The 18,956-nt window shown below is 70.2% G+C and carries 15 protein-coding genes and 3 pseudogenes; 10 read left to right on the top strand and 8 right to left on the bottom strand.

Features of this window, described 5'->3' with window-relative positions; translation table 11 throughout:
• Positions 1–173: 173 nt before the first annotated feature.
• A complete protein-coding gene (locus IH68_RS0129025; RefSeq protein ID WP_234341661.1) occupies positions 174–3,140 on the top strand; it encodes a SpoIIE family protein phosphatase in 2,967 nt (988 codons plus the stop codon).
• A 23-nt stretch (positions 3,141–3,163) separates the two neighbouring features.
• On the opposite strand, the gene IH68_RS0129030 is transcribed toward IH68_RS0129025, so the two are convergent.
• Entirely contained in the window at positions 3,164–3,457 is a 294-nt protein-coding gene (locus tag IH68_RS0129030) for a putative quinol monooxygenase (protein WP_030940783.1), read from the bottom strand.
• A 42-nt stretch (positions 3,458–3,499) separates the two neighbouring features.
• Entirely contained in the window at positions 3,500–4,444 is a 945-nt protein-coding gene (locus IH68_RS0129035; RefSeq protein ID WP_030940784.1) for a carbohydrate kinase family protein, read from the bottom strand.
• 240 nt (positions 4,445–4,684) lie between these two features.
• Between IH68_RS0129035 and IH68_RS0129040 the strand changes: the two genes are divergently transcribed.
• The 4 genes from IH68_RS0129040 to IH68_RS0129055 all read left to right on the top strand — a co-directional run bounded on the left by IH68_RS0129040 (position 4,685) and on the right by IH68_RS0129055 (position 8,894).
• On the top strand, positions 4,685–5,701 hold the full coding sequence (locus IH68_RS0129040) for a sugar ABC transporter substrate-binding protein (RefSeq protein ID WP_030940786.1): 1,017 nt from the start codon (positions 4,685–4,687) through the stop codon (positions 5,699–5,701).
• 239 nt (positions 5,702–5,940) lie between these two features.
• The gene (locus IH68_RS0129045; protein WP_030940788.1) at positions 5,941–6,954 is read left to right on the top strand and encodes an ABC transporter permease; all 1,014 of its coding nucleotides are present in this window, start codon (positions 5,941–5,943) and stop codon (positions 6,952–6,954) included.
• Entirely contained in the window at positions 6,951–7,787 is an 837-nt protein-coding gene (locus IH68_RS0129050) for an ATP-binding cassette domain-containing protein (RefSeq protein WP_030940791.1), read from the top strand. Before IH68_RS0129045 ends, IH68_RS0129050 begins: the two co-directional genes overlap by 4 nt.
• 75 nt (positions 7,788–7,862) lie before the next feature.
• Positions 7,863–8,894, top strand: a complete 1,032-nt coding sequence (locus tag IH68_RS0129055) for a LacI family DNA-binding transcriptional regulator (protein ID WP_030940793.1) — start codon at positions 7,863–7,865, stop codon at positions 8,892–8,894.
• Between the two features lie 40 nt (positions 8,895–8,934).
• On the opposite strand, the gene IH68_RS0129060 is transcribed toward IH68_RS0129055, so the two are convergent.
• Positions 8,935–10,074, bottom strand: a complete 1,140-nt coding sequence (locus IH68_RS0129060) for an alpha/beta fold hydrolase (RefSeq protein ID WP_051833787.1) — start codon at positions 10,072–10,074, stop codon at positions 8,935–8,937.
• A gap of 61 nt (positions 10,075–10,135) precedes the next feature.
• Between IH68_RS0129060 and IH68_RS0129065 the strand changes: the two genes are divergently transcribed.
• Entirely contained in the window at positions 10,136–10,744 is a 609-nt protein-coding gene (locus IH68_RS0129065) for a TetR/AcrR family transcriptional regulator (protein WP_030940797.1), read from the top strand.
• Positions 10,745–10,803: 59 nt separating this feature from the next.
• On the opposite strand, the gene IH68_RS0129070 is transcribed toward IH68_RS0129065, so the two are convergent.
• Complete coding sequence (locus IH68_RS0129070; protein WP_030940799.1) at positions 10,804–11,469, bottom strand: nitroreductase; 666 nt, start codon at positions 11,467–11,469, stop codon at positions 10,804–10,806.
• Between the two features lie 114 nt (positions 11,470–11,583).
• Here IH68_RS0129070 and IH68_RS53645 point away from each other — a divergent pair.
• Positions 11,584–12,512: pseudogene (locus IH68_RS53645) on the top strand (IS5 family transposase).
• Between the two features lie 24 nt (positions 12,513–12,536).
• Here IH68_RS53645 and IH68_RS0129085 read toward each other — a convergent pair.
• The 4 genes from IH68_RS0129085 to IH68_RS0129100 form a co-directional block, all read right to left on the bottom strand.
• On the bottom strand, positions 12,537–15,737 hold the full coding sequence (locus tag IH68_RS0129085) for an amidohydrolase family protein (RefSeq protein WP_030940802.1): 3,201 nt from the start codon (positions 15,735–15,737) through the stop codon (positions 12,537–12,539).
• Between the two features lie 272 nt (positions 15,738–16,009).
• Positions 16,010–16,183 carry a hypothetical protein gene (locus IH68_RS56530; protein WP_159403736.1) on the bottom strand — a complete coding sequence of 58 codons (174 nt, stop codon included), beginning with the start codon at positions 16,181–16,183 and terminating at the stop codon, positions 16,010–16,012.
• Positions 16,184–16,201: 18 nt separating this feature from the next.
• Positions 16,202–16,570: a hypothetical protein gene (locus tag IH68_RS0129095; RefSeq protein WP_030940803.1), complete on the bottom strand. Its 369-nt coding sequence runs from the start codon at positions 16,568–16,570 to the stop codon at positions 16,202–16,204.
• A 310-nt stretch (positions 16,571–16,880) separates the two neighbouring features.
• Positions 16,881–17,339, bottom strand: coding sequence for a MerR family transcriptional regulator (locus IH68_RS0129100; protein WP_063763553.1), 459 nt, complete (start codon positions 17,337–17,339; stop codon positions 16,881–16,883).
• Positions 17,340–17,472: 133 nt separating this feature from the next.
• Between IH68_RS0129100 and IH68_RS50275 the strand changes: the two are divergent.
• The 3 genes and pseudogenes from IH68_RS50275 to IH68_RS58370 all read left to right on the top strand — a co-directional run bounded on the left by IH68_RS50275 (position 17,473) and on the right by IH68_RS58370 (position 18,936).
• Positions 17,473–18,173 (top strand): annotated as a pseudogene (locus tag IH68_RS50275) (SDR family oxidoreductase).
• 389 nt (positions 18,174–18,562) lie between these two features.
• Positions 18,563–18,667: pseudogene (locus IH68_RS59195) on the top strand (transposase family protein); the annotation flags it as partial.
• A 113-nt stretch (positions 18,668–18,780) separates the two neighbouring features.
• Positions 18,781–18,936 (top strand): transposase, encoded by a 156-nt coding sequence (locus IH68_RS58370; protein ID WP_420719014.1) that lies wholly within the window; start codon positions 18,781–18,783, stop codon positions 18,934–18,936.
• Positions 18,937–18,956 lie beyond the last annotated feature (20 nt).

Raw genomic sequence — 18,956 nt, forward strand, 5'->3', positions numbered from 1 at the left:
GCCGGTCAGGTTCGTCGATCGGCTGCGAAAACCTCCCCAAGGCAGATGAAATCGCCTAAATTGCTCGGGGCAGAATGAATACGACGGATGCAGCGGCGGATGCAGCTTGCTGCGAGTCCCGATCGCAGCGGCCCAGCGGATACCCGAGCGGTGAGCGGAGGTGACAGTCGGGCGTGGTGAATGCCAGAGGCGCCGTGCGGCCCTTGGAGCGGCAACGCATGCGGATGCGACTGCTCGGCGCCGTGGACGAGGACCGGCGCGATGTCGAGGTACTGCTGACCGCGCTCCAGCAGGCGGTGGCCGAGGTGCACGGCCTGGGCGGCATGGTGCATCTGCCGGGCGGCGGAATGGGCGGGATTCTCTATCTGGTCGCCGACAGTGGGCTGCCGGAGTCGATGACCCGGCCCTGGCTGATCATCCCGGCCCGGGGCAAGGCACCGCCCAGCAGGGCCGCCCGCAGCGACATCGTCGCCTGGCAGCCCGACCTGGCCCCGCCCGACCCGGTGCCCGGCCGGGACCCCGCCGCCCTGTGGCCCTCCGGGCTCCCCGCCGGCATCGGGCACCTGGCCGTTCCCATTCCGGGCGGCGGTGGGCGACGCGGCGCGCTCTCCGTCCTCTTCGCCCCGGGCGCCGGGCCCGGCGCGGCGGAGCACGCCTTTCTGAACGAGGTGGCGGCCTGGATGTCCGAGAGGCTCAGGTCGTCCGGGACTCTCTATCCGTCCCCCACGCTGCTGCAGGCCCTGGAGAACGGGCCGGTCCCGCGGGAGGGCTCCCCACGGGACGTGGAAGACGTGGAAGGGGCGCCCTCCGTCACGTACACCTGGGATCTGCGGACCGGCGAGCTGGCTTCCGAGGGGCCGGTCGAGGAGGTGCTGGGCGACATCGATCCACAGGTGTTGAGCGACGGCATCGAGGCCTGGGCGGCGCTGATCCACCCGAAGGACCTGCCGGGGGCGGTGGCCGGCTTCGACGCGGGCATCCAGCAGCGCGGCGGTTTCCAGAGCGAGTACCGAATCCGGCGCCAGGACGGCACGTACCTCTGGATCGAGGCCTGCGCCCGGACGATCGCGGACGAGGACGGGACACCGCTGAAGGTGATCGGCACCCTCCGCAACAGCGACGAGACGCACGACGCCGCCGAGTCGGTGGGGCGGGCGCTGCGGCACATGAGCGACGGCTTCGTCTCCCTGGACACGGACTGGCGCATCGGTTTTCTGAACAAGGCCGCCGAGCGGCTCTTCGGCGCCGCCGGAGACGTGGCCGGAGCCCTGCTCTGGAACGTTCCCGCGATTCGCGCGGTGCCCGGGCTTGAGCAGCGGTGCCGGGCCATCGCGGCCGAGGGCCGGCCCGCCGGCTTCGACGTGCCGTGGCCGGACGGGAGGTCCTGGTACCACCTGCGGCTGGTCCCGCTGCCGGAAGGCCTCACGCTGTACATCACCGACACCACCGAGCGGCATCTGCGGGAGGTCGAGCGGGCCGCCGCGGAACGGGCGGCCGGGGAGCGGGCGGCTCTGGTACAGCGGATCACGCGGGAGCTGGCCGAGGCGGTCACCGCCCAGGACGTGATGGCGGCGCTGGCCGACGGCGTGATGACCCCCCTCGGGGCCACCGGACTCATCATGCTCGGCGTGGTCGGCGACCGGCTGACCGTGATCGGCTCCCGGGGGTATTCGCAGCGCTTCACCCGGCTGCTGGACGGACAGTGGACCGTGCGCGACACCACGAACCCGGTGGGGGACGCCCTGCGCACCCGCGCCCCGCTCTACATCGCCTCCCCGGAGGAGTTCCTGGAGCGTTACCCCGAGGCCGGGGCCCTGATCCGGGAGGGCTGCCAGGAAGCGTGGGTCTTTCTGCCGCTCACGGTGTCGGGGCGCGGGATCGGCGCGGCGGTGATCTGCTTCGACCGGCCGCGGGGGCTGGACGACGACGAACGCACGCTGCTGACCGTGCTCAGCGGACTGATCGGGCAGGCCCTGGAACGGGCCGGGCTCTACGACGAGGCGACGACCCGGGCCCGTACGCTCCAGCGCAGCCTGTTGCCGCAGGCACTGCCCGAGCTGCCCGAGGTGACGGTGGCCGCGCGCTACCAGCCGGCGAAGCAGGGAGCCGACGTCGGCGGCGACTGGTACGACGTGATCCCGCTCTCCGCGGCCCGGGTGGCGCTCGTGATCGGCGACGTCATGGGCCACGGCATGGCCGAGGCCGCCACGATGGGCGGGCTCAGGACAGCCGTCCGCACCCTCTCGGAGCTGGAGCTGCCGCCCGACGAGATCCTCGTCCATCTCAACGACATCGTGGGCGAGTTGGGCACCGACGTGTTCGTCACCTGCCTCTACGGCATCTACGACCCCGTGACCCGGCAGCTGTCGTACGCCAGTGCCGGTCAGCCGCCTCCGGCGGTGGCCCGGCCCGACGGCACCGTCACCTTCCTGCCCATGACCCCGGACCCACCGCTGGGGGTGGCCACTCCCCCCTTCGAGACCCTTGAGATCCTGCTGCCCGCCGACAGCCTGCTCGCCCTTTACAGCGACGGGCTGGTGGAGAGCAAGGACAGGGACGTCACGAGCGGCATGAACCGCCTCGCCGAGTTCCTCGTCGAGTCCGTGAACGCCCTGCCGGCCGCACCGGCGGACGGCTCCGACCTGGACGCCCTCTGCGCCGCCATCACCTCCGCCCTGCTCCCCGACCAGGGCGCGCTGACGGACGACGCCGCCCTGCTGCTGGCCCGCACCCACCCGCTGGCCGCGGAGAACGTCGCCGAGTGGCCGTTGCCGGAGGACCCGGTGGCGGCGGGCCAGGCCCGCGAGCTGGTCCGCGCCCAGCTCACCGACTGGGACCTGACCGACGATGACCTGGTCATGACCACCGAACTCCTGGTCAGCGAGCTGGTCGGGAACGTCGTCCGGCACGCCTACGGCCCCATCCGGCTGCGCATGCTCCGCAGCCGCGCACTGATCTGCGAGGTCTCCGACGCCAGCCTGACCACCCCGCACATCAGGCACACCTCCGCCACCGACGAGGACGGCCGCGGCCTGCAGCTCATCTCCGCCCTCTGCCGGCGCTGGGGCACCCGCCACACCCGCACCGGAAAGTCCATCTGGACCGAACAGTCCCTCCCCGCCGCGTCAGGTGATGTCTGACCTCGCGAGCGGGTCAGGTCAGGTCAGGTCAGCGGATCGAGGAACGTCAGTACGGAGGCGTCCTCCTCGATCAGCGGGGCGAGGGCGGCGTTGAAGGGGGCGCCGTAGGGCTGCTTCAGGTGCGCCTGGAAGGCGTCCTCGTCGCGGTACACCTCGAAGATCCAGAAGGCGCGCGGGCTGGACGCCTTGGTGTAGGCGTCGAAGGCGAGGTTGCCTTCCTCATCGCGGACCTTCTTGGCGTACTCCCGCAGCAGGCGGGCGACCTCGTCCTCCGTTCCCTCGCGGGCGGTGAACTCGGCGAACAGGGTCTTGGTCACTGGGGTGTCTCCTTGCGTTGTCGGGGAGTGTCCGGTGGGTGATCAGCGCTCGGCCAGCTCGCTCTGCCACGGCGGGTTGGGGCCGGCGACGGCGCAGGTCAGGGCCGCGACCCGGGTGGCGAACACGCAGGCTTCGGCGACGGCGGCCAGGTCCAGGTCCGGGAGCCGGCCGCCGAGGAATCCGCGGGCGCCGAGGTGGTGCAGCAGGCCGGCCGTGAAGGAGTCCCCGGCCCCGACCGTGTCGACCACCTGCGTCGCGACTGCGGGCACCTGGATCCGTTCGCCGTCGAGGGAGGCCAGGGCCCCGTCGGCGCCGCGCGTGATCACGACGAGCCGCGCTCCGGCGGTGTGCCAGATGTCGCAGGCCTTCTCGGGAGGCGTGTCCGGCAGGAGGAGTGCCAGGTCGTCCTCGCTCAGCCGCAGTACGTCGGCGAGGCTGCACCAGTGCTCCAGCCGGGCGCGGTAGACCTCGGGACGCACCAGCAGTGGCCGTACGTTGGGGTCGATGCTGATGGTGGTCCGGGGAGCGGCGGCCGCCAGGAAGTCCTCCACCACCGCGGCGCCGGGCTCGCGTACCAGCGCAAGGGAACCGGTGTGCAGACAGGCCGTTTCGGACAGGTCCACCCTTGCCAGTTCCGGTGGGGTCCACTGCCAGTCGGCCGTGTTCTGGGCGTGGAAGGAGAACGCGGCCTGCCCCTGGGCGTCCAGTTCCGCGACCGCCAGCGTGCTGGGTTCGGCGGCCGCGACGGCGTGGGAGAGGTCCACCCCGGACGCCTCAAGACGAGCCCGGAACAGGCGTCCGAACACGTCGCCGGAGAACCGGGCGAGGAAGCGGGCCGGGGTGCCAAGACGCGCCAACGCCACCGCCGTATTCGCAGGTCCGCCGCCCGGCAGCACGCGCAGGGCGAGCTCGTGCGGGGCGGCTGCCGGTTCGGTGAAGGCGTCCGCGACGCACTCTCCCAGGACGGTGATCTGACGCGGGCTCATGGGCTGGCCTTCTTTCCGGCTGCCTTCCGGCTGCTTTCCGGCTGCGGACCTGCAGCGGAGGGGACGTTGCCGATTTGTGACGAGTACAAGGCATTGACGTTGCCGCGAGCCGGAGTCCATCATCCTCGCCATGCGGTGTCAACGTTGACATAAGTCAACGATGACACTGGGCAACACCGGGCAACATGCGCACATGCTCTGATGCCGACCCCGCCGCTCGCTATCCCGCAGGAGTCGTTCATGTCTCGCACCACTCGTCTGTCACCCACCCTCGTCAGAGCCGCTGCGGTCACGGGCATCGCGGCCCTCACCCTGACGGCCTGCGGTTCCGGCTCCGGGTCGAGTTCCACCAGCTCCGGTTCTGGCAAGGTCAAGGTCGGTCTGATCACCAAGACCGACACCAACCCGTTCTTCGTGAAGATGAAGGAGGGCGCGGAGAAGGCCGCCAAGGCGGACGGCGCCCAGCTGATGACCGCCGCCGGCAAGTTCGACGGCGACAACGCCGGGCAGGTCACCGCCATCGAGAACATGGTCGCCGCCGGCGTGAAGGGCATCCTGATCACCCCGAGCGACTCCAAAGCGATCGTGCCCGCCATCGCCAAGGCCCGCGCCAAGGGGGTCCTGGTCATCGCCCTGGACACCCCGACCGAGCCGCAGAGCGCGGTCGACGCCCTCTTCGCCACCAACAACCTCGACGCCGGCAAGCTCATCGGCCAGTACGCCAAGGCCGCCATGAAGGGCAAGGCGGCCAAGATAGCCACCCTCGACCTCGCGCCGGGCGTCTCCGTCGGCGTGCAGCGTCACAACGGCTTCCTGCAGGGCTTCGGCGCCACCGACAAGGACGTCGCCTGCGCCCAGGACACCGGCGGCGACCAGGCCAAGGGCCAGACCGCCATGGAGAACTGTCTCCAGAAGGACCCGAGCATCAACCTCGTCTACACGATCAACGAGCCCGCCGCGCTGGGCGCTTACACCGCGCTCAAGGCCAAGGGCCGCGAGAAGGACGTCCTGATCGTCTCCGTCGACGGCGGCTGCACGGGAACCCAGGCGGTCAAGGACGGCAAGATCGCCGCGACCTCGCAGCAGTACCCGCTGAAGATGGCCTCCCAGGGCGTCCAGGCCGTCGTGGACTACGCCAAGAACGGCAAGAAGGCGTCCGGTTACACCGACACCGGCGTCAACCTGATCACCGACAAGGCGCAGACCGGCGTCACGTCCAAGGACACCGCGTTCGGCCTGCAGAACTGCTGGGGGTAAGCGCTGCGGGGTTGTGCCGCGATGTGCCGTCTTTCGTCTGCGGCGCCGTCGTGGCTGGCCGCGCCCACGCGGCGGAGCCGCAAATCGACACAGCCCCGCGCCCCTTTGGGGCGCCCCCAGCACCGCACGACGGGCCTCTCCCCTGAGCGGGGCGGCCGGCCCCACCCCCTCCCCGACCCGGGACGGCCGCCCCCCTTGGTCCTCCCACAAGGGCTTCTGTCTTCCGACAAGGACTTCGCATGACTGCCACGACCACGCCTCCGGGCACGTCCTCGCCGTATGCCGGACTCAAGGCGCCGACCACGCTCCGCAGACTGCTCACGGCACCGACCACCGGCCCCCTGGTCGCGCTCCTCCTGGCCTGCGCCTTCTTCTCGATCTCGACCGACCAGTTCCTCACCGGCGGGAACTTCTCGCTGATCGTGCAGCAGGTCATGGTCGTGGGCACCCTCGCCATCGGCCAGACCCTGATCATCCTCACCGCGGGCATCGACCTGTCGTGCGGTGCCGTGATGGCGTTCGGCAGCATCGTGATCGCCAAGATGGCCGCGGGCGGCACCTTGCCCCCGCTCGTCGCCATCGCCCTGGGCATCGCCGTATGCGCCGGATTCGGCCTGCTCAACGGGCTGTTGGTGCAGAAGATCCCGCTGCCGCCGTTCATCGTCACGCTCGGCATGCTCAACGTAGCCTTCGCACTGACCCACATCTACTCCAACGAACAGACCATCACGAGCCTGCCCGGCCCGCTGACCGCTCTCGGCCAGACCTTCCCGCTCGGCCACACCGACATCACCTACGGCTCCCTGGTCACCATCGCCCTGTTCCTGCTGCTCGCCTACGCGCTGAGCAACACCGGCTGGGGCCGGCACGTCTACGCCCTGGGCAACAGCCAGGAAGCCGCCCGCCTCAACGGCATCCGCACCTCCCGCCTGACCATCGGCATCTACGCCGTCGCGGGCCTGCTCTACGGCATCGCCGCCCTGCTGCTCATCTCCCGCACCGGAGTCGGCGACCCGCAGGCGGGCCAGACCGACAACCTCGACAGCATCACCGCCGTCGTCCTCGGCGGCACCAGCCTCTTCGGCGGTCGCGGCTCGGTCCTGGGCACCTTCATCGGCGTCCTGATCGTCGGTGTGTTCCGCAACGGCCTGCAGCTGATGGGCGTCGCCTCCATCTACCAGACCCTGATCACCGGCGTGCTGGTGATCCTCGCCGTGACCGTCGACCAGATCTCCCGGAAGAAGGCACGATGACCGCCACCTCCTCCCCCACGCCCGTGCTGCAGGCCCGCGGTCTGGTCAAGCGCTACGGCCATGTCACCGCCATCGACGGCGCCGACTTCGACCTGCTGCCCGGCGAGGTCCTCGCCGTCATCGGCGACAACGGCGCCGGGAAGACCAGCCTCATCAAGGCCCTCACCGGCGCGCTGGTCCCCGACGCGGGCGAGATACGGCTCAACGGCAAGCCCATCACCTTCTCCGGTCCGCAGAGCGCCCGCGCCCACGGCATCGAGACCGTCTACCAGGACCTCGCCGTGGCCGCCTCCATGGACATCGCCTCGAACATGTTCCTGGGGCGCGAGCTGCGCCGTCCCGGTGTCCTCGGCAGTGTCTTCCGCATGCTCGACAAGAAGCGCATGCGCGAGGAGGCCTCCGCGCACATGGCCGACCTGAAGATCGGCCTGCGCTCGCTGACGCAGTCGGTCGAGACCCTCTCCGGCGGACAGCGCCAGGCCGTCGCGGTCGCCCGGTCCGTCGCCTGGGCCGGCAGCGTCGTCGTCATGGACGAACCGACCGCCGCCCTCGGCGTCAAGGAGTCCGGCCAGGTCCTCGACCTGATCCGGCGCGTCCGCGACAAGGGCCTGCCGGTGGTCCTGATCAGCCACAACATGCCGCACGTCTTCGAGATCGCCGACCGCATCCACGTCCACCGGCTGGGCAAGCGGGCTGCCGTGATCAAGCCGTCCGACTACTCCATGGCGGAGGTCGTCGCCATCATGACCGGCGCGCTCACCGTCGATTCGGCCGGAGGTACCGTCGTAGCGGACTCCGAGGCTGCGAAGGCGGCCGGAGTCCAGGCCAACTGACACCACGACCCAGCTCCCGCATGTTCCGGCCGAGGCCGCGGCCGGAACCCGGGAGCTGACAGGAGACGTTCCTCCATGGCTGCGAGCCGCCGCCCCACCCTGGCCGACGTCGCCCGGGAAGTAGGTGTCAGTGCCAAGACGGTTTCCCGGGTCCTCAACGAGGACGGCCCCGTGTCGCCCCGGACCAGGGAGCAGGTCCTCGCCGCCGTCGCCGAACTCGGCTTCCAGCCGAACCTGATGGCCCGCAACATCCGCGTCGGGGGCCCGGACACCACCATCGGTCTGGTCATCCCCGACCTCGCCAACCCCTTCTTCGGGGCCGTGGCCCGCGCCATCGAGGACACGGTCGGCGAGCGCGGGCTGACGCTGCTCATGGGCTCCTCCGCGGACGACCCCGGCCGTGAACGCGCCCTGACCGACAAGTTCCTGGCCCGGCGCGTCAGCATCCTGATGATCGTGCCGTCCGTGGGCGCCGACCACTCCCACCTCAAGAGCCACCGCGCGGCCGGGCTGCCCGTGGTCTTCCTCGACCGTCCGGGAGTCGGCCTGTCCACGGACAGCATCGTCAGCTCCAACCGTGCGGGCACCCATGACGGTGTCGCCCATCTGATCGCCCACGGCCACCGCCGTATCGGCTTCATCGGCGACCTGCCCGTGAAGCTGTACACCCGCCGCGAGCGTCTGGCCGGATACCGTACGGCCCTGCAGGAGGCCGATCTCGCCTACGACCGCTCGCTGGTCACCAACGCCCACGACCAGCCGGCGGCCGCGACGGCGACCGCCCAGCTGCTCGCCCTGTCCGATCCGCCCACGGCCCTGTTCGCCGGCAACAACATGGTCGCGCTCGGCATGGTCGCCGAACTCGCCCGCAGGGGGCGGAAGGACATCGCCGTCGTCGCCTTCGACGACGTCCCGCTCGCCGAGGCGCTCGAACCGGCCCTGACCGTCGTCGCCCAGGACCCCGAGGAGATCGGCCGGGCGGCCGCGGCGACCGCGCTGGCGCGGCTCGACGGGGACCGGTCGCGGGCCCGGACGATCACCGTGCCCACGCGGCTGATCGTTCGGGGGTCGGGGGAACGCCCCGCGCAGGCGCTGCAGGAGGCCTGAGCAGGTGTCACAGGTCCGCATCCCACACCTCAAGATGCCGCTATAGCGGCACCTCCAGATGCCGGCGTACCGGCACCCGCAGCAGTGTCTCCGTCCGTACACCCCCGCCCATTCGGGCCAGCAGCCAGCCCCAAGTGCCCACCAGCACCGGCCGGATGCGCTCGGCCGCGCAGTGGGTCGCGTTCCGGACGATCCAGACGGTCGTGTCGGGGCGGGAGGCCAGAGCGGTGGTGTCACCGCGCGGGATGTACTGGTCGTGCTCGCCGTTGACTGCAAGCAGAGGGGCACCGCCGGTCGCATCCAACAGTCCCTGACGGCGCAGCGAGAAGCCGGACAGGAGAGCTTCGGCGGTTGCCGCGTCGGGGGGCCCGTCCAGGTGGAGGGCGTTTCCGATGATGCCCGCCATGCCGTGCGGGAGGGACGGTACGTCGATGTCCTGGCCGGCGGCTCCGGTGGGACCGCCCAGGCCGACGGCGGCGTCGACGACACCCCGGGCGGCCAGTTTGACCGCCCAGTGACCGCCGAAACTCACGCCGAAGCAGGCCACCGGGACACCCGGGAACCGTTCGCGCAGCACCTCGACGAGCCCGGCCAGCAGCGCATCGCCGTCCGGCGCGAGCGGGAGCGGTGACTCGCCGGTCCCCGGCATATCGATGACGACGACCGTCAGGCCGGTGGCCAGTGCTGTGGCCACCGCCATCCGATGCAGTTCCACCTTCCAGGTGTCGACTCCACCCGACAGCACCAGCACACCGCGCACCCTGCGACCACGGGTGACTCGGGCGATACGGGTGACCAGGTGCACGGGGAGGGCCAGTGCCCGAGCACCCTGCGCCGACGGGACGGCCAGAACCTCGCGCACGGTGCGCACCGGAAAGCGCCCGACCGCGCGTGCGAAGCACTCCCGCTGGCGTTCGTACGCCGCCAGCCGGTCGTCCGTGGCCAGTGCCGGGAAGCGTGCCGCGCCCCACAGCTGGGCGGCGCGCAGCCACCGCCCGTCCCGTTCCGCCTCGCGGGCGAGCCCGCTCCACACCGGCACCCAACTCCCCTGGCCGGTACCCCACATGTCGGTGATCCGACCGCGGGCGCGGGCCACGGCACTCCCCGGGATACCCCAGGCCGTGAACTGGCGGGCGCGTTCCTCGAACAGCGCCGCGGGGTCGACGTCGAAGGTGAACATGCCCTCAAGGGTCCGAGCAATACTGAGCGTTGACAACTCGCATACCCACCTCGGAACGGTCGTGTCCACACCCCGCAAAAGACCACGTCAGCAGCGGTCCAAGGAGACGTACGACGCCATTCTGGAGGCGGCTGCTCAGCTTTTCGAGCGTGACGGCCGGGCGAAGGCGACGACGAACCGCATCGCCGAACGGGCCGGTGTGTCGATCGGCTCGCTGTATCAGTACTTCCCCGACAAGGACGCACTGCTGTACGCCCTCGGCGAGCGGCACATGCTCCGGCTCGTGGCAGGGCTGTCGGCAACCCTGTCCGGACTGCGCACGAGCAACCCGCCCCTGCCGCAGACCGTCACAGCCCTCGTGCACGCCGTCGCCGACGTGCACACCACCGAACCCGGGCTGCACCGTCTGCTGTACGACCAGGCACCGCGCCCGAAGGAGACGGCAGCCCGGCTGCGCGAGGTCCAGAAATGGATCGCCGCCGAGGTCGAACACCACCTCCACCGCTTGGCCGTCGGCGGCCCGGACCGGCGACTCACCGCACTGCTGCTGGTCCAGAGCATCGAGGCACAGGTGCACGGCGCGCTGCTGGACCCGCCCGAGGGGTGCACCACAGCCCAAGTGGTCTCCGCCATCGAGCAGTTGTGCCTTGGCGCGCTGGGCCGGCCATAAAGGCATTAGGAGCATTGAAGGCACTAGGGCCTGTCCTGTCGATCTCGGCCGGCCAGCGGTCACACTCCGATGAATCTCACCGTTTCTGTCATCTCCGCCCGCCCGGTGCGCAGTTGCGGCGCGCCCTCCTTCTCGAACCCCACTGAGACGCCGCAGAACAGCACGAGTCCGTCATCGGCTCCGACTGCCCGGCTGACAGTCTCCCGGTACACGGTCCACATCACCTGGGGGCAGCTGTGCAGCCCCTCGGCCCTCAACAACAACATGACCGTCTGCAGGTACATCCCGGCGTCAGCCCACTGCCCCGGCCCCATCGTCCGGTCGAGGTAGCAGAACAGAACGGCCGGCGCCCCGAACGCCTCCGAGTTTAAGGTGGCGATCTTCCTGGGCCGGTCTGGGGCGTCGCGCTCGATCCCCAGCGATTCGTACCGCTGGGCGGCGGCAGCAGCAAAACGGTCCAGATACGGTGAGGCCAGCCCGTCCGGGTACATCGGGTACTCACGCTCGTCGCCGGGGTCCCCCGCCAGTGCCCTGGCTGTCGCGGTCCGCTTGAGTTCCGCCAAGGGCTCACCGGTCACGACGTACAGATGCCACGGCTGGAGGTTCCCGCTGGACGGAGCCCTCGTCGCTGCGGTCAGCACTCGTTCGAGTACCTCCTTGGGCACGGGCTCATCGCTAAACGCCCGCACGGCCCGGCGACTGTCCACGGCCTCATACACATCCACGTCTTCGCGTCCTCTCATTCAACCGGGCCCCTCCACCGTATTCAGCCGTCAGTACCGAGCATCGCCGGGGTGTTGGAAGACGCCCCGACGACCAGTCCAGTCGTTGATAGGACCGTGGGAGACAGAGGTGACTTGACGGATGCTCAGTGGGATCGGCTGGAGCCGCTTCTACCGGTCAGCAATGGGCGCTGTGGCAGGTGGCGGGACCACCGCCAGGTCGTGAACGGGGTGCTGTACCGGATCCGCACGGGCGTGCACTGGCGCGATCTGCCGGAGCGGTACGGACCGTGGAAGACGGTGCACGAGCGGCATCGCCGCTGGTCGGCGGACGGAATGTGGGAGATGCTCCTGCGGCGGATCCAGGCCGAGGCGGACGCGGCTGGCGAGATCGACTGGGACGCCTCAATCGACTCGACGTCCGTGCGCGCACACCACCAGGCCGCCGGCGCCCGGCACGCTCCGCCGCCCGCCATCAAAGGGGGCTCCGCCCAGGCGGTCAGAGCCGCTCGGGTTTGGGCGGAACTGATCGACCGGCTGGCGGAGGTGGTGAGGGAGGTGAGGCGCTCGGCCGATCGCGCGGCGGGTTCACTACCAAGATCCACCTGAGCGCGGACGGCCGCTGCAGGGTGCTCTCGCTGGTCATCACGCCCGGGCAGTGCGCCGACTGCACCCAGTTCGAGGCAGTCATGGACCGGATCTGCGTACCGCGGCTGGCCTGTGGCAGGCCACGTACGAAGCCGGACAGCGTCAGTGCGGACAAGGGCTACAGCAACCGCCGGACTCGCCGCTATCTGCGCAAACGCGGAATCCGGCACGTCATCCCGGAGAAGGCCGACCAGGCAGCCAACCGGGTGCGACGCGGCAGCTCCGGGGGCCGACCGCCCGGTTTCGACAAGGACCGCTACAAGAAGCGCAACACCGTCGAACGGGCGATCAACAAACTGAAGATCTTCCGCGCGGTTGCAACCAGGTTCGACAAGCGCGGCTACGTCTACCTCGGAACCGTTACCGCAGCCGCACTCGTCATCTGGCTCCGCTCATGATCGCCAGGACACTGCCTAACGGCATTACCCGCCGTGCCCGTCGCAGCAGCCGTCCCTGCGCATCAGGCGCCCCATCCCCAGCCAGTCCTCCTCCGCCGCCGTCGCAGCCCCGGCCGTCGGCTCGAACGCGGCGACCAACTCCTCAGTCGTGTACGGCACTCCGCCCCTGAGCACCGAGACCGTACGGACGAGGGTGGCGAAGTCCGTGAACGGGTCGCCGTCGATCACCGTCAGGTCGGCGAGCCTGCCCTCCTCGACCGTGCCGAGGTCGCCGTCCACGCCGAAGAGGCGGGCGGGCAGGACGGTGGCGGTGCGCAGGGCCTGAGCAGGGGTGAGGCCGCCCCGGTGCAGGGCGCGCAGGCCGAGGTGGAGGGAGAGGCCGACCGGGACGAGCGGCTGGTCCGTGCCGAGGGCGACCAGGCCGCCGGCGGCCAGGATGCGACGGTAGATGTCGGTCTCGGTGCGGAGGGTGGCGAGTTGGGCCGGGGTGGGCGGGACGCCCGCCGACTGGCGGACGGCGGCCGTGTCCCACGGGGGCATCACCACCGTGACCCGCGGGTCGTCGGCGAGGGCGGGGTCCGCGCCGAGGAGGGGTGCGGAGGTGAAGGGGGTGGCGATCATGGAGAAGTGCACCGCGGGCGCGGTGTAGATCTCCGTCACGTCCTCGTAGGCGCGGCCCCTCGCCGTGATGGCGTGCCCGAACTCGGCGCGCTGAGTGGCCTGCAGATGGGTCGTCAGGTCCTGGCCGAGTTGTACACCGGGGGACAACAGGTGGCCGCCCGTTCGCACCCCGAGGCGTTCGTGGGCGAAACGCGCCGCCTCCTCCATGACCCAACCAGGCGCCCGTACATACGTCTTGACGAAATCCCAGTCCAGTTCGGCACCCCGCTCCAGTGACCGGCGCAGACCCTCCCGGGTCCGGTGGGCACGCCCCATGCTGTACGCGACGCGGGCCCCGTCGAGGAGTTCGCCGGTGGTCAGCAGCCGCGGCCCGGCGAGCTGTCCGGTGGCCACGGCCTCGCGGATGCGGGCCTGCTCGTAGGCGAAACCGCCGAGGGAGACGGCCGTGGTGATGCCGTAGGTGAGCTGGCCGGCGGTCTGGCGGCCGCCGTAGGTGGTCTGCCAGGGGTGGGTGTGGGTGTCCCAGAGGCCGGGGATCACGGTGTGCGCGGAGGCGTCGATGCGGCGGAGGGAAGCACGGCGGCCGGACCGGTGCGGCTCGACTGCCGTAATGCGCCCACCGCTTACGACGATGTCGGCGTCCTCGCGGGTCGTCTCACCCGTGCCGTCCCAGAGGCGCCCGGCGTGCACCACGACGTCGGCGGGTGTGGGCCTGGGGGCGTCGAGGGGGACGCGGACGGTACGGGCGGGCCCGCCGTCGACGCCGACGAGCCGCATTCGGCTGCCGGAGAGGTAGAGCAGGGTGGTGGAGTCGGCGGACCAGGACGGGTGGTCGGCGGGTTCGGTGGTGAGGGTGCGCAGGTCGCCGGTCGGGGTGCCGTCGGGGCCGACGGGCAGCAGGCACAGCGCCGACTCGACGATCACCGCCATCCAGCGGCCGTCGGGCGACCAGACGGGCCCGGAGTCGTACCGGTCGGAGATCGAGGTGTGGGGCGCCACCGCATGCAGGCGGTCGGCGCCCGTCGCCGTGTCGACGATCCGGACGAGGTTGTAGCCCTCCCGGAAGCGGGAGTTGAGCCGGTTGCGGTCGCAGAGGGCGAGGTGGCGGCCGTCGGGCGACCAGCTGGGACGGCCGGGCAGACCGCCGGCGCCGAGAGGGGTGGCGAGGACGCGTTCCTCGCCGGAGGCCAGGTCGCGGACGAGGAGCCGGCCGGTCAGGTCGAGACAGGCGAGCCGCTGCCCGTCCGGGGAGAGCGCGGGGTGGACCCGGCCGCCGGTCGCGAGCGCGGTCTCCTCGCCGGTGGCGAGATCGTGACGGTACACACCGAGGAGTCCGTCGCGGTCGTCGGCGTAGACGAGCGACCGGCCGTCGGGGGCCCAGGCGGGCGCGAGCAGATACCGGGTGCGGGACGCGGTGTGCAGCCGCCGGGGCGGACGTCCACCCGAACTACCGGCCAGCCAGAGCGAGTTGAGAGCAGCAAAGGCGATCTGACGCCCGTCGGGCGAGAGCGCGGGCAGATGAATGGCCCGGACGGGACGGGCCCGGCCCGGCTCCCCGAGGTCGTACTTCTTGGTCGCGTACCGCGGCCGCTGCACGGGGAGCACTCCCTCGAAGGGGAGGGTCTGCGGCTGCTCCGGGCTCTCCGGTCGTACGAGGGTGAAGGCGCCGTCGAGGGTCAGGAGCAGTTGCCCTGCCGGTGTCCAGCGCGGGGGCACCGGAGCGATGTCGCCGGTGACCGGGACGGGGTGACCGTCGACGACCAGGGTGCAGGAGGCGTTCGGGGCGGCCGTGGTGCGCAGATACGCCAGGCGGCCGTCGGCGGCGACGGCGGGGGTCATGACCTGCGCGGCCTCGGTCTCGGTGTGGTTTACGACGACCGGGCCGGTGCCGTCGGCGGGGACGGCGGCGATCGTACGGGCTTCCACGGTCAGCCCCTGGGCGGTGGTGACCGTCTTCGCGCGGACGAAGAGGATGCGGCTGCCGTCCGGTGACCAGATGGGGTCGAAGTCCTCCCACGGACCGTCCTGGAGGGGGCCGTCCTGGCCGGTCAGGCCGGTGACGCGGGTGATACGACCGGTGCGCAGCTCAAGAACGTGGATGCGGTACGGGCTTCCGGCGACGGGGTCGCCCCCACGCTCTGAGGCGAACGCGAGCCGGGTGCCGTCGGGCGACCAGGCCGGGCCGCGGTCGTCCCAGGGGCCGTCGGTGCGCTGCCGAAGGTCGGAGCCGTCGGAGCGCATGGTCCAGAGGTGGAAACCGCCGCCCCGGTAGGCGCAGAAGGCGACGAGGGTGCCGTCCGGGGAGTACGTGGGGCGGTTGGGTTCGAGGTCGGCCGGGGTGAGGGGTCGGGCCTTGCCGCCGGTGCGGGGCAGGGACCACAGGGTGCCCTGCACCTCGGCGATCAGGCGGTCCCCGGCGAGGGTGGCGGAGCCGTTGGTGGCCCCGGTGAAGGCCAGGGAGGGGATACCGGTGCGGGGCCGTGCGACCGCCGCCGGGGCCACGCCCACGAGGGGCACGGCGCTTGCGGCGGCGAGGAGTTGACGACGGGTCGGACGAAAGGAGGAAGGAGAGGAGGAGGTCGCGGAGGTCCGGTCACAGTCCATGGCAGCAACACTGCTGCACCGGCAGCCTCGGGCTCAACGCTGTCCCCGGCCATCACTCTGTCGTGTAGCCGGCGCGTGGCCATGGTCGCGTATCAGCGCGGTGCGGGTTCTCGGCGGGCCTGCGGTGTGCGTCGTGGCGGGCTCAGCCGGACGTGGTGGCCGTGGAAATTCCGGTCCGGGGCGGCACGGGATTTGACGGTATCGCCGCTTCATGAGAAGCGGCGATACCGTGTTATTGCCGCTGCGGCCAAGACCTTTTTGGAACGGTCCCTCTAGTTTTCACCGTCCTGCGCGGCACGCTTATTCAATTTGTCTATGAGTAGTGCGTACGCGCCGGCGAGGAAGAATGTGGCCACGTACTGGGGCCAGTCGGTATCGGCGAGCAGTTTGTTTACGCCGATGAGTACGGCAATCCAGATGAGTGTGACAAGGATCTTGGCCGTCATTGGTGTGCTCCCGATGGGTTACGTGAAGGATGCCAGGCAGGCTGCGGACCCTGCCACAACGACCTTGGCGGCGATGTCCTTGGCTGCATCCTTGCTGATGTACCTGCCGACGACGAATGCGGCCGCCCCGCCGATACCGGCCTTCACCAGGAAGTTTTTGACGACGTTAGTCATCTTGTTGCGATGCAGGAGTGCGGCGCACGCGTACTTGTCGTGGTAGACGGTGCACAGCGACCGCACGTCTTCGACCGGGTCGACCTTGACCACCGGGTTCGAAGTCTTGGTGATGTGCTGCGTTTGCGTGGCGGCTGACGCGGTCCCCGCGCCCATCATGAGGGCGCCGCTGAGAAGCGTGACGGACAGCGTACTTGATATCACGCGCTTCACATTGAGAGAATCCCCGATTCTTCTTGCTTGGATAGGTGCGCTCTGGTCCGGAACCGCACCCTCCGGTCCCGCAAGACACTACGAGCAAGATTAATCAGGCAGAAGAGAGTTGAGGAAGATCTGAGACTCGTTGGGGGTGCAGGGATTCGGCGTAGTTGCGTGACGCACGGTTTGCGTTTATCCGGGTCTTCGGATCTGCGGGTGGGAAGGTCTTCTGCGACGCGACTTGCGTCGTCCCTTCGTGCCCTTGGAACCGCAGGCCGTCAGCGACGGTGGGTAGCTGGCTCCGCGAGAGCTCAGGAACTTGTGCTCACGCGGCGCGGACCTTGCGCGCAGGACGAAGTGACGTCCTCCTCGACGTCGGTGCCCCATCAGTCACTGCCTCATCGAGGGACGCCGGGCACGACGCATCGTCAGGGTGATCGACGAGGCCGATCAATGCGGCGAGGCGGCGGCCGGCCGCCTGCAGATCGGCGATCTCCGACTCCAGCCGTGCGTGCTCGACCAGCAGTCGCGCCGACAGCTCGGCATCGACGTGGCGGGCATCGATGGCCGGCAGGAGCGTGGCGAGCAGTGGACTGTTGAGCCCGGCGGTGAACAGCTGCTGGATGAGCTGCACCCGCGCCACGGCCGAGGCCGGGTAGAGGCGCTGGCCGCTGGTGGTGCGCTGCGGCTCCAGCAGTCCCTGCTCCTCGTAGTAGCGCAGAGCGCGGGTGCTGACCCCGGCCCGCTGGGCCACCTGCCCGATGCGTAGGTGCTCGATCGGCACGGCTCACTCCTTTCGGCTCACGACGGAACGGTGATCGACTTGACCTTCACGTCGACGTCAAGTCTTAGCGTACCCAGCGCTGGCGAGGGGACGTTCCCTCGTCTCTCCCACGTACGACGTCGATAGGACGATCATGCAGATCAACGGATCCATCGCGCTGGTGACCGGTGCCAACCGGGGCATTGGCCAGCGCTTCGTCGAGCAGCTGCTGGCTGAAGGAGCGCAGAAGGTCTACGCCGGCACCCGCCGGCCTGACCTGCTGGACGTCAGCGACTCCCGTGTCGTCCCGCTGCACCTGGACCTGCTGGACGAGACGTCGATCTCCCAGGCCGCGGTCACCGCCTCGGACGTCACCGTGCTGGTCAACAACGCCGGCATCACCACCGGAGCGAATTTGCTGACCTCCCCGGTCCAGGACATCCGCACCGACCTCGAGACGCACCTGTTCGGCACGCTGAGCGTCATCCGCGCCTTCGCTCCGGTCATGGTCGGCAACGGTGAGGGGGCCATCGTCAACGTCCTATCGGTCCTGTCCTGGGTGGCCACCGCGGCCGGGTCGGGGTCGTACTCGGTGGCCAAGGCCGCGGAGTGGAACATGACCAACGGTGTCCGAGTGGAGCTGGCCGGCAAGGACATCCTCGTGCAGGGAGTCCACCTGGGGCTGCTGATACCGACATGATGGCCGGCAACGACGGACCCAAGATCGACCCCGCCGAGGTCGCGCGAGCCAGCCTGGCCGGGATCGAGGCCGGAGCCATCGAGGTCCTGGTCGACGACCCTGCGCGGTTCGTCAAGGCCGCCCTCGGGGGCGACCCTGCTCAGCTGTACGGCTGACTTCCCGAGCAACCGGCGACCGATCCCACGCCCTGGGAATCCGTCGGACTCGACGCGGCGAATCGGCTCCCCCGGCGGCCCTCACAGCCCTTGATTCTGGGCGTGAGGGCGGCCGCTGGGGGGCTTCGGGCCTGGCCGACGCCGAGGCCGGTGTTCAGGTGACGGTCGAGACAGGCGCAGTGCGTTCTACCGCGCGATCACTGCACACCACCTGCGCCGCTGACCGTTCGCCCACGGCGTGCGCCATCGCTGACGAACTGCTGGGACTGGACGGTCTGCAGCTTGTTGCTGTTGACCGTTTCGATTCCGACGCTGAGCACCCACGCGGGCTGCTACGCCTGACAATCCAGACCCATCCACCTGCTGTGGTTGCGTGCCGCGGCCGTGGGGTGGTCGCGGCCGACCACGGTCGTCGCGAGCACCGCCTGGCCGACGCGCCCTGCTTCGGCATCCCGGTGCAGCTGATCTGGCGCAAGCGTCGCTGGCGCTGCCGCGAACAGCGCTGTCCGGTCGGGGTCTGGTCCGAGGAGCATCCCGCCCTTCCGCCGCGGGCCAAGCTCACTACCCGAGCGGTGGCCTGGGCGATCCCGACCCTGACCGGTACGGGATCAGCAACGGCGGCACCGAGGCCATCAACCTCATCATCGAGAAGACCCGCCGCTTGGCTCACGGCTTCCGCAACTTCGGCAACTACCGCATCCGCATCCTGCTCGCGGCCGACGGCACTCGCCCCTGGCGAAGACGCGAGCACGGGTCAGGGTGAACTACCCACCCACAACTCCG

Source organism: Streptomyces sp. NRRL S-646 (genome assembly GCF_000720765.1).
In the GTDB taxonomy this organism is placed as follows: Bacteria; Actinomycetota; Actinomycetes; order Streptomycetales; family Streptomycetaceae; genus Streptomyces.